Raw genomic sequence first — 10,526 nt, 5'->3', positions numbered from 1 at the left:
TGCGGTCACGCACCCGAATCACTTACGTGAGTAAGCTCATCGGGGTTTGTTCTCTTGCCGCCTACCTGCAACTCCAATGACTGTGGGGATACCCTTTGTCCTTGAAGCTGCAGGGGTGTTGGCTGCGTTCACGTACCCGAATCACTTACTTGTTGTTGAACTTAAAATAAGTAAGCTCATCGGGGTTTGTTCTCTTGCCGTCTCCAAAAACTTTGGGGAGACGGCCTCTGGTTTATTTATTCGCTAACCGCACTTCGATTGCATCCATCAGCATGCCGGTAATCGACACATCCGGGAAAGCGGCCTCAATTTCGCGTATGCAGGTCGGGCTGGTGACGTTAATTTCAGTCAGGCGGTCGCCGATAATATCTAAGCCAACAAAAATTAAGCCTTTTTGCTTCAGCACCGGTGCAACCGCGCGGGCAATTTTCCAATCACTTTCACTGAGTGGGCGGGCTTCGCCACGGCCACCGGCTGCCAGATTGCCACGAGTTTCACCTTGTGCGGGAATACGCGCCAGGCAGTAAGGCACCGGTTCTCCATCCACTACCAACACGCGTTTATCGCCTTCTTTAATCGCGGGCAGGAAGTTTTGCGCCATACAGAACCGGCTGCCCAGTTCAGTCAGTGTTTCAATGATAACCGACAGGTTAGGGTCATCTTGTTTCACGCGGAATATTGAGGTGCCACCCATACCATCCAGAGGTTTCAGAATGATATCGCCGTGTTCCTGATGAAACTTGCGGATATGATCTTTGCTGCGGCTGACCAGAGTATCTGGCGTTAAATCCGGGAACCACGCGGTAAACAGCTTTTCGTTACAGTCGCGCAGGCTCTGTGGTTTATTCACTACCAGAGTCCCTTTATCTTCCGCGCGTTCCAAAATATAGGTGGCGTAGATGAATTCAGTATCAAACGGCGGATCTTTACGCATGAGAATGACATCAAGGTCATCCAGCGGTATATCTTGCTCTGTACCAAAACTGAACCAGTCGTCTTTATCCTGTTTCACACTGAGCAAGCGGGTACGAGCGCGCCCATTACCACCGCGCAGGTAAAGGTCACCCATCTCCATATAATGCAGTTCCCAACCACGGCGCTGTGCTTCTAACAGCATAGCGAAGCTGGAGTCTTTCTTGATATTAATGGACGAGATTGGGTCCATTACGATGCCGAGCTTGATCATTATTCTCTCCTAACGGGAACGAATTTTATCCCAGATCGCCAAAGCGCACCTGCAAAGCAGTAATTGCGGTCAGGGCGGTAGTTTCGGTACGCAGCACTCGCGGCCCTAGCAGGATATCAGTAAATCCAAGGCGCGATGTCATGGCAATTTCATCGGCAGAAAGGCCGCCCTCCGGGCCAATCAACAAACGCACTTTGTTGAGGGACGAGGGGAGGGTGTTAATGCTGTTGCTGGCACGTGGATGCAGATTCAACTTAAGGCTGTCATCTTGCTCTGCACACCATTCAGATAGCTGCATTGCTTCGCGGATCTCCGGGATCTTATTGCGCCCGCATTGCTCGCAGGCCGCAATAGCAATCTTCTGCCACTGCTGAATTTTCTTTGCCAGACGTTCGCCATCCAGCTTAACGCCGCAGCGCTCGGAAAACAGCGGAGTAATTACATCGACCCCCAGTTCAATGGATTTCTGGACCGTAAACTCCATCTTTTCCCCACGGGAAATGACCTGGCCTAAATGCAGATTTAAGGGGGATTCGCGGTCTTCCAACTGCCCTTCGGCTAACTGGACAATCAAGCTTTTTTTATCCACACGGATAATTTCTGCTGCAAAAACCTGATTACTGCCATCAAATAATTGCAGACTTTGGCCTTCAGTCATTCGCAGCACGCGGCCGACATGATTGGCTGCTTCATCACTGAGCGCCAATTCGGTATTGGCCTGCAAAGGCTGCGGGTGATAAATGCGAGGTATGCGCATGAGTTGTTTGAGCCCTGAAACGAAAACTTTGACCAGTATACTAGATTAGCCTTTTTGCTGCTGGCAAGCGCGTTGTACATAAGGGTTATGATTCCCTTGTGCTTTTGCCACTCGTTCATCACGCAGACATTCCCAGTTTGTCACCGGATATTGACGATTCCACACCTCGAACAGTTTGCTTTGTTGGCCGGAAAGTCGCAGTTGATATTGGTCGCGCATATAAAAGTAGGTACGGGCAATGGCACCACGTGCGCGTACTGGGGGTTCGGCCAGCTTATTTTTGAAGTCGACTTTCATGTCACACTGGCCATATTGACCATTGCCGCCATTCCACTGGGAATACATGAAGTTATTGCGGTCACCATTCACCTCGCCAATAGCGGGTTGCAGATTATGCAAATCAGTTTCTATCTGGCGATAAACTGGATCTTTAGCGCAATTTTTGCGCCCGCCTTGCTGCCAGCACTGGCGTTGGTGGCCAAATTGCCAAGCTGGGACGACATGTTCCCATTCAATTCGTGCGGCACGTTGGGCATTTTTACGTGGTTGATAGCCGCAACTCTTCAGGTCCGGAACGCCTTTTTTACCTTGCCAGTCAATTTTGCAGCCACAATAAAAACTGCCGGGGGCATCCTGATTAATTTTTGCCGCCACGGCTTTGGCCTGAGAAAAGTTATTGATGCTTTGGCTGTAGCCGGGGAGCGCAAGCAGTGAGGAGGAAAAAGCCAGGAGGAATAGAAGTTTGCGTAACATATCTCAAAACAGCCCAATGATGAAAACAGGCAGGTTATAGATAATAGTTATGGATAGCAAATTAACTTATTGTTTTATAACAATTAACGTTAATCACTAACAGGTTTTTTCGCGATGAATTGCAGTTTTTCACCACATTCGCGGCAGCGGTATTCGCTCTCACCGCGCTGCACTTTATTGTGGCGGCGAAGGGTTAAAGCGTGTTGCTGGCATTTGCACTGATAATTAAAAGTCTTGCTGCGCACCGAGGTGACTTCAAACTGATGCGTACGGCTGGCCGGAACTTGCAAGACATGCTCCATCATCCAACGCCACTCTTTACCATGGGGTGCCACCCGACCAAATTGGCGATAAACCAGTAAATGCGCCAATTCGTGAGGCACCACTTCATCAATAAAAGGCTGTTGATTTTCCAGTAATAATACTGGATTGAGACGAATTTCGAAGGATTGCAGATAGGCGCTGCCCGCGCTGGTACCACGTTGATGATAGTTGATTTTCGGCTCCGGATAATCGGTGCCAAGATGCTGATTTGCCAGCTGTAATTTATGGCGCAAACAGCGCATAACCGCTTGTTGCAGCGCGATGGGGATTCTTAATGAACTCATATCGCGGAAGAATAAAACGGTAGATACCCAGATGCAAGCGAGTCGATAGGACTATTTCGGTTTTATCAATATATAAAAACATATAATATAAAAATATATAATGACGCGGAAGTATTTAGAGATGCATATGAATAACGATAAAACGATCAGTATGGATCTGATGAGATATGCGGCAGGGCAGGCTTGTGATGTGTTGAGAATATTAGCAAATGAGGATCGGTTGTTGTTGCTGTGCCAACTCAGTCAGGGAGAAAAGGCGGTCGGTGAACTGGAAGAAGCCTTAGGTATTCACCAACCGACACTCTCACAACAGCTTGGTGTGCTGCGCAGTGATGGGCTGGTGAACACCCGTCGAGAGGGGAAACGCATATTTTATTCCATCGCTGATAATAAAATATTGGCGCTGCTTGAGCTGCTGTATCAGCTTTATTGCCCACAAGAGAAGGAGGGCGCATGACAATAGATTGGGCTAATTTCACCCCCTACAGCGCACTGGCGGGTGGGGCGTTATTGGGTATTTCCGTAACAATCCTATGGCTTTGTCATGGTCGTATTGCCGGCATTAGCGGCATTTTAGGCGGATTATTGCCGCCAAAAGCGGAGGATATTTCCTGGCGCGTTGCTTTCCTGCTCGGTTTGATTATGGCCCCTGTCATTTATTCACTTTTTATGGTTCTGCCGGTGATTCAGATTGATGCGGGTTTGCCGGTTCTGATTGTAGCCGGATTACTGGTGGGGATAGGCACTCGCTATGGGGCTGGTTGCACCAGCGGGCATGGTGTCTGTGGCTTAGCACGTTTTTCACCGCGTTCCTTGCTGGCAACACTGAGTTTTATGTTTTTCGGTTTTGCAACAGTATGGTTTGTTCGTCATCTATTCGTTTAGACGATAGGAAGGGAATATGAATTTACTTTTCTCATTACTTGCCGGGTTGGTTTTTGGTCTGGGGCTGATAGTCGCAGGTATGGCGAATCCCGCTAAGGTGCTCGGTTTTCTGGACATTGGCGGTTTGTGGGACCCTTCGCTGGCACTGGTGATGGCCGCCGCAGTGATGGTCGCGACTCTCGGTTTTGGTTGGGCTAAAAAGCGCAAAACCAGTTTGCTGGGGCAACCTCTCAACTTACCCACATCCACGCGTATAGATCGCCGCTTAATCGGGGGCAGCGTGCTGTTTGGTATTGGCTGGGGGCTGGCAGGGATATGCCCGGGGCCGGCATTGGTACTACTGGGCGCGGGGATGTACAAAGGTATTATCTTTGCCGCCGCGATGGTGGCAGGAATGGCAATATTCAGCTTGATTGAGCGTTATCGGCAGTCATAAAAATCAAGCATAAAAAAACCCCGGCTGGCGGGGTTTTTGTTATTGAGATCTTACCGTCTAAACGTTATTTCAGACCAGCAGCATCACGCAACAAGGCAGCTTTGTCGGTTTTTTCCCAAGGGAATTCTTCACGACCAAAGTGACCATAAGCGGCGGTTTTGCGATAAATCGGGTGCAACAGATCCAGCATCTGAATCAGGCCATAAGGGCGTAGTTCGAAGAAATCACGCACCAGAGCGACCAATCTATCTTCCGCTATCTTGCCGGTACCAAATGTTTCTACCATGATGGAAGTTGGCTCTGCCACACCGATGGCGTAAGAAACCTGAATTTCACAACGATCAGCCAGGCCAGCCGCGACGATATTTTTTGCCACATAACGAGCAGCATAAGCAGCGGAACGGTCCACTTTGGATGGGTCTTTACCCGAAAAAGCACCACCACCATGACGAGCCATACCGCCGTAGGTATCAACGATAATTTTACGGCCAGTCAGGCCACAGTCACCCATTGGGCCACCGATAACAAAACGGCCTGTCGGGTTAATATGATATTTGGTCCCTTTGGTGAGCCATTCGGCTGGCAGAACCGGCTTGATGATTTCTTCCATCACCGCTTCTTGTAAATCTGTCAGGCTAATGTCATCTGAATGTTGAGTTGATAGAACGACCGCATCAATACCAACAATTTTACCGTCATCATATTGGAAGGTAATCTGGCTTTTTGCATCTGGGCGTAGCCACGGTAAAGTGCCATTTTTACGTATAGCAGCCTGACGCTCGACCAAACGGTGAGCATAAGTAATAGGTGCTGGCATCAAAACGCTGGTTTCGTTGGTGGCGTAACCGAACATCAAACCTTGGTCACCAGCGCCTTGCTCTAGTGGATCTGCACGGTCAACACCTTGGTTGATATCAGGAGACTGTTTACCAATTGCACTCAAAACGGCACAAGAGTTAGCGTCAAAACCCATCTCAGAATTAACATAACCGATTTCGCGCACAGTACGACGGGTGATCTCTTCGATATCTACCCATGCATTAGTGGTGACTTCACCGCCCACTAATACCATACCCGTTTTGACATAGGTCTCGCAGGCAACACGTGCTTTTGGATCTTGTTCAAGAATTGCGTCAAGTACAGCATCGGAAATCTGATCGGCAACTTTGTCAGGATGTCCTTCGGAAACCGATTCCGACGTAAATAGGTGTTTAGCCATTGTTTTCTTTACCTTGAATACAAGTGAAATGTCACTGCATAGCATTGAAGTCAAGCAACCAAAGCCGCTGTTTGAATGGGCTTTTTGGTGTATTGCGCTTTACAACGCCCCTTTAGGCAAAGCCTTTAGCAGTCTATCCCTTTAGAAGTCCGCCATAATTATAGCGTAACAGACATTCTAGCAATTAAAATGGATGGATGTATTAACATCTGGACGTCTATTTTAGGTCAGCTTTTACTATTAATGCCAGCCCTTTTTGCATCAAGATATTTCTTGCTTTGGTTGTCAGTTGATTTATTTACCGCTTGATACACTTGCACGCTATTTACATTTTGCATTTTGCTCTTGTTATAGGTATAAACTGCGCGCGCAGCTTATTCGATACGCAATGATGAAGATGGCCGAAGATGGCATTAGCTCATTGTTAGATTTTTAGTGTTTCGCACTCAGTGATGGGCACTCAATCTAATGAGCGCATCGTCGCGATTAGCACTAAAATGGCAGCGTCATCGTACTGTTACCTAATTCTATTATATTGAGTCTTGTCCGTTCATCATGAGCGGCATGCGTGGAGGTGGTTGGATTAATGATCCGTTGTCTACTGGTTGCTGCACATCAACAGCTGCGTCGTTCTGACGTTCAATCCCCCCTTGCAACCTTCCTTTCTTGTACACCATCAACCCGATGTTATACCCACATGGGTGCGACTCAGGATTCGCGGGCGGGTTAATCACCGTCTGAAGCACTGAATTCGGCTAGCTTGAGGACTTTGCGGCTAATCCGATTCACAAAATCTCAATACGTATTTACAGTCAAACGTATTTTACATTTAAACGTGTTTTACCCTGTTTTGGGTAATGAATAGCTGAGATAAACCGCTCGGGGATCGCGCTTTTCAGTGCAATCTTCTGCCAATTTGGCATTCACGCGGGTTGTCCTTGCAGGTTGTAGCTGCGATAGTGGCTGACTTTATCGTCAGTATCGCAATAGAGGCGAATTATGTCTGATGATAACTTGATTGGCCGTCCGTCAGCTGCGGGCGCACATGTTTCTTTACGCTCCATGCAGGAGGTTGCCATGAATGATCGTAATGCCAGCAAGATGCTGAGCACGTATAACGTCGCCTACTGGGGTGGCAACTATTATGACGTCAATGAACTCGGTCATATCAGTGTTTGCCCTGATCCGGATGTTCGTGAGGCACGTGTCGATCTAGCTGAATTGGTCAAAAAGATGCAGCTTGAGCAGGGGCAACGCCTGCCTGCGTTATTCTGTTTCCCGCAAATTTTGCAACATCGCCTGCGCTCAATTAATGGTGCATTTAAACGTGCACGTGAGTCGTTTGGTTATGAAGGCGATTACTTCCTGGTTTACCCAATTAAAGTTAATCAGCATCGCCGGGTTATTGAGTCACTGGTTAATTCCGGTGAGCCGTTAGGGCTAGAGGCCGGTTCTAAAGCCGAAATGATGGCGGTTCTGGCGCATGCCGGTATGACCCGCTCAGTCATCGTTTGTAATGGCTATAAAGACCGTGAATATATCCGCTTGGCATTGATTGGCGAAAAACTGGGCCATAAGGTTTATCTGGTCATCGAAAAGATGTCAGAAATCAAAATGGTACTGGAAGAGGCCGAGCGCCTGAACGTCGTCCCGCGCTTGGGTGTCCGCGCGCGCCTGGCATCACAAGGCTCCGGCAAATGGCAGGCCAGTGGGGGTGAAAAATCCAAATTCGGTTTGTCCGCGACTCAGGTGTTGCAGTTAGTTGATATGCTGCGTGAAGCCGATAAATTGGAAAGCCTGCAATTACTGCATTTCCATTTAGGCTCTCAGCTGTCCAACATCCGTGATATCTCTACAGGTGTACGTGAATCTGCCCGTTTCTATGTGGAACTCCATAAACTGGGTGTCAATATCCAGTGTTTCGATGTCGGCGGCGGCTTAGGTGTGGATTACGAAGGGACCCGTTCCCAATCTGATTGCTCAGTCAACTATGGCCTGAATGAATATGCCAACAACGTTATCTGGGGGATTGGCGATGCTTGTAATGAGCACGGCTTGCCGCACCCAACGGTGATTACGGAATCGGGCCGTGCAGTGACCGCACATCATACTGTGCTGGTTTCCAACGTGATTGGCGTGGAACGTAATGAGTTTAATGAGCCACAACCGCCATCAGCCGATGCGCCACGCGCACTGGAAAGCTTGTGGGACACCTGGTTGGAAATGCAAGAGCCAGAAAACCGCCGCTCTCTACGCGAATGGCTGCACGATAGCCAGATGGACTTGCACGATGTTCATACCCAGTATGCTCATGGCATGTTGGAACTGACGCAACGAGCATGGGCTGAAGAACTGTATTTGAGCATTTGTAACGAGATCCAAAAGCAGTTGGACCCGAGTAACCGCGCGCACCGGCCCATCATTGATGAGCTGCAAGAACGTATGGCCGATAAGCTGTATGTCAATTTCTCGCTGTTCCAATCAATGCCGGATGCATGGGGTATCGATCAACTCTTCCCAGTTTTGCCATTGGAAGGGTTAGATAAGCCACCTGAGCGCCGTGCGGTGTTATTGGATATCACCTGTGATTCCGATGGGACTATCGATCATTATATTGATGGCGACGGGGTGGCAACCACCATGCCAATGCCGCCATATGATGCAGAAAACCCACCGCTGTTGGGCTTCTTTATGGTCGGTGCTTATCAGGAAATTCTGGGCAATATGCACAATTTGTTCGGTGATACCGCGGCAGTCGATGTGTTTGTCTTCCCTGATGGTACGGTTGAATTTGAACAGACTGACGAAGGCGATACTGTCGCGGATATGCTGGAATATGTTCAGTTGAACCCCGAGAAGTTGCTAAAACAGTTCTCCGATCAAGTGAAAGAAACGGATCTGGACACTGAGTTGCAAGCTCAGTTTATGGAAGAGTTTGAAGCCGGTCTGTATGGTTATACTTATCTCGAAGATGAATAAGCATTAGCTACTGATTAACATCACTTTAAGGGCAAACTCAGGTTTGCCCTTTTTATTGGCGCGACAACTGGTGATTGTCTAAATATCAACCACACTATTATGGGTGATTTATGATGATAATCTGAGAGGTGGCGCAATGGGATGGGTTAGTGTTTGTAAAATAAACTACGTCAAACCGGACTTTCCTTTCTCAGCTCAGGTGGAGGGTGAAAGGTTTGGTGTCTATGTCATTGAGGGGGAGTATTTCGCGATGGAGGATATTTGCCCTCACGCCAATGCTCTGTTAAGCCAGGGTTTTATGGATGGCGAAACGGTTGAATGCCCATTACATGGCGCGCTGTTTGATATTCGAACCGGGCAATGCTTACGTGAACCGGGGGATCGGGATTTGAACACTTATCCTGTGCGGATCAACGGTGATCAGATCGAAGTGAATTTGACGGCGGAATAAATCATAACGCCCCTGTTGTGGGGCGTTTGAGGTTAATGACAAGCTATTTGTAGTTCAGTGAGTGAAGGGTTGACCGCACCTAGGGGCGCTCCGACGGCTCACACCGTTACGGCCCCAACGGCACGTTTCCCCTTCATTCGACTTTGTCAGCAGTCTGTAATGCTCCTACTGAGGGGCGTTTGCATTTACAAAATATTATTTCTCGGCGGCGATACGCTGGCGGATATGGTCGGCGCGGGCCTGTGAGGATGGATGATCATCAAACATGCTGCTGGTGCGGCCAGCTTCCATGGTCGCCAGTTTTTCGAAGCTGGTGACTAAACCGTTCGGATCGATACCGCGTTTTTTCAGCAGATCGAATGAGTAATCATCTGCTTCACTTTCTTGTTTTTGTGAGAATTGGGCACTCACCAGTTTCTCGCCAATATCGGCCAACTGAGACTGCGACAGTTGCCCGGCAACACCACCGGCAGAGGCAGCAGCGGTGCGTAAGGCGGTGGTGCCATAGGCCACTTGCATAGCTTTGCGGGTATGGCCTAATGCCACATGGCCCATTTCATGGCCGAGTACGCCTTCCACTTCATTGTCGGTCATCATATCCATCAGGCCGCTGTAAACACGGATACAGCCATTTGCCATCGCCCAGGCATTCACATCTTTAGTGACGTAAACCTTATAGTTAGCTGGGGTGCCATTGATATTATCACCCAATGCGGCTGAGATTTTAGCCAGACGTTTGCCGTAGGCGCTATCAGCGGAGGCTATCTGGGCCTTTTGATCCATTTCCGCACATGATTTCTCACTGAGGTTTTTGACATCAGCATCACTCAGGGTTGCAGCCTGAAAGGCCTGAGCACCGGACTGCATCAAGCCATCGGTATTCATATTTTGGCAGCCGCTAAGTAATGCCGTAAGGCTCAGGGCAATCATTGATGTACGAATTTTCATAACACTTTCTTCCTGTGGTTATGGGGTATTTATTGCTACATTACAGCAATTGCATTAATAGCTATTGCGTCAGTGCGACTTCCACTACTCTTGCGCACTATGACTGACAATGGGTAGTGGAGATTAATGCTCTGTCAGCGTGAGTACTATAGCTTTATTCTGAAAATCAGCAGATTTCATTGGTTATAAATATGGAAGTTATAGCTCATTTGGTTTTAGTGATTGCCGTTTCAATGCTGAGTCTGAGAAAATGGTAACCTTGAACGCTTTTTTTAATCCGACCTGGAGTAAAACATGTCCTCTC

12 protein-coding genes are annotated in these 10,526 nt (G+C 48.4%); 6 read left to right on the top strand and 6 right to left on the bottom strand.

From position 1 onward, the window contains the following. Positions 1 to 232: 232 nt before the first annotated feature. The 4 genes from gshB to ACNSO8_RS04490 form a co-directional block, all read right to left on the bottom strand. Positions 233 to 1,186, bottom strand: coding sequence for a glutathione synthase (gshB, locus tag ACNSO8_RS04505; RefSeq protein WP_418393950.1), 954 nt, complete (start codon positions 1,184 to 1,186; stop codon positions 233 to 235). A 25-nt stretch (positions 1,187 to 1,211) separates the two neighbouring features. Beyond that, positions 1,212 to 1,943: a 16S rRNA (uracil(1498)-N(3))-methyltransferase gene (gene rsmE, locus ACNSO8_RS04500; RefSeq protein ID WP_418393949.1), complete on the bottom strand. Its 732-nt coding sequence runs from the start codon at positions 1,941 to 1,943 to the stop codon at positions 1,212 to 1,214. A gap of 45 nt (positions 1,944 to 1,988) precedes the next feature. Continuing rightward, positions 1,989 to 2,696 carry a deoxyribonuclease I gene (gene endA, locus ACNSO8_RS04495; RefSeq protein WP_418393948.1) on the bottom strand — a complete coding sequence of 236 codons (708 nt, stop codon included), beginning with the start codon at positions 2,694 to 2,696 and terminating at the stop codon, positions 1,989 to 1,991. 89 nt (positions 2,697 to 2,785) lie between these two features. Next, complete coding sequence (locus ACNSO8_RS04490) at positions 2,786 to 3,304, bottom strand: SprT family zinc-dependent metalloprotease (protein WP_418393947.1); 519 nt, start codon at positions 3,302 to 3,304, stop codon at positions 2,786 to 2,788. A gap of 127 nt (positions 3,305 to 3,431) precedes the next feature. On the opposite strand from ACNSO8_RS04490, the gene ACNSO8_RS04485 reads away from it, so the two are divergent. Genes ACNSO8_RS04485 through ACNSO8_RS04475 form a run of 3 tightly spaced genes read left to right on the top strand, consistent with a single transcriptional unit; the run spans position 3,432 to position 4,625 of the window. Continuing rightward, the gene (locus tag ACNSO8_RS04485) at positions 3,432 to 3,761 is read left to right on the top strand and encodes a metalloregulator ArsR/SmtB family transcription factor (RefSeq protein ID WP_418393946.1); all 330 of its coding nucleotides are present in this window, start codon (positions 3,432 to 3,434) and stop codon (positions 3,759 to 3,761) included. Next, complete coding sequence (locus tag ACNSO8_RS04480; RefSeq protein WP_418393945.1) at positions 3,758 to 4,189, top strand: YeeE/YedE family protein; 432 nt, start codon at positions 3,758 to 3,760, stop codon at positions 4,187 to 4,189. Before ACNSO8_RS04485 ends, ACNSO8_RS04480 begins: the two co-directional genes overlap by 4 nt. Before the next feature lie 16 nt (positions 4,190 to 4,205). Continuing rightward, complete coding sequence (locus ACNSO8_RS04475; RefSeq protein WP_418393944.1) at positions 4,206 to 4,625, top strand: DUF6691 family protein; 420 nt, start codon at positions 4,206 to 4,208, stop codon at positions 4,623 to 4,625. A gap of 64 nt (positions 4,626 to 4,689) precedes the next feature. On the opposite strand, the gene metK is transcribed toward ACNSO8_RS04475, so the two are convergent. After that, a complete protein-coding gene (metK, locus tag ACNSO8_RS04470) occupies positions 4,690 to 5,844 on the bottom strand; it encodes a methionine adenosyltransferase (protein WP_418393943.1) in 1,155 nt (384 codons plus the stop codon). A 586-nt stretch (positions 5,845 to 6,430) separates the two neighbouring features. On the opposite strand from metK, the gene ACNSO8_RS04465 reads away from it, so the two are divergent. From ACNSO8_RS04465 to ACNSO8_RS04455, 3 genes are all read left to right on the top strand, one after another. Continuing rightward, entirely contained in the window at positions 6,431 to 6,574 is a 144-nt protein-coding gene (locus ACNSO8_RS04465; protein WP_155409025.1) for a hypothetical protein, read from the top strand. 269 nt (positions 6,575 to 6,843) lie between these two features. Next, a complete protein-coding gene (gene speA / locus ACNSO8_RS04460; protein WP_418393942.1) occupies positions 6,844 to 8,823 on the top strand; it encodes a biosynthetic arginine decarboxylase in 1,980 nt (659 codons plus the stop codon). 136 nt (positions 8,824 to 8,959) lie between these two features. Further along, positions 8,960 to 9,274, top strand: coding sequence for a non-heme iron oxygenase ferredoxin subunit (locus tag ACNSO8_RS04455; protein WP_418393941.1), 315 nt, complete (start codon positions 8,960 to 8,962; stop codon positions 9,272 to 9,274). A gap of 195 nt (positions 9,275 to 9,469) precedes the next feature. On the opposite strand, the gene ACNSO8_RS04450 is transcribed toward ACNSO8_RS04455, so the two are convergent. Continuing rightward, entirely contained in the window at positions 9,470 to 10,222 is a 753-nt protein-coding gene (locus tag ACNSO8_RS04450; RefSeq protein WP_418393940.1) for a M48 family metallopeptidase, read from the bottom strand. Between the last annotated feature and the right edge of the window lie 304 nt (positions 10,223 to 10,526).

This window comes from Yersinia sp. LJYL362, from assembly GCF_048323875.1.
This window is presented reverse-complemented; position numbering and strand designations above follow the sequence as displayed.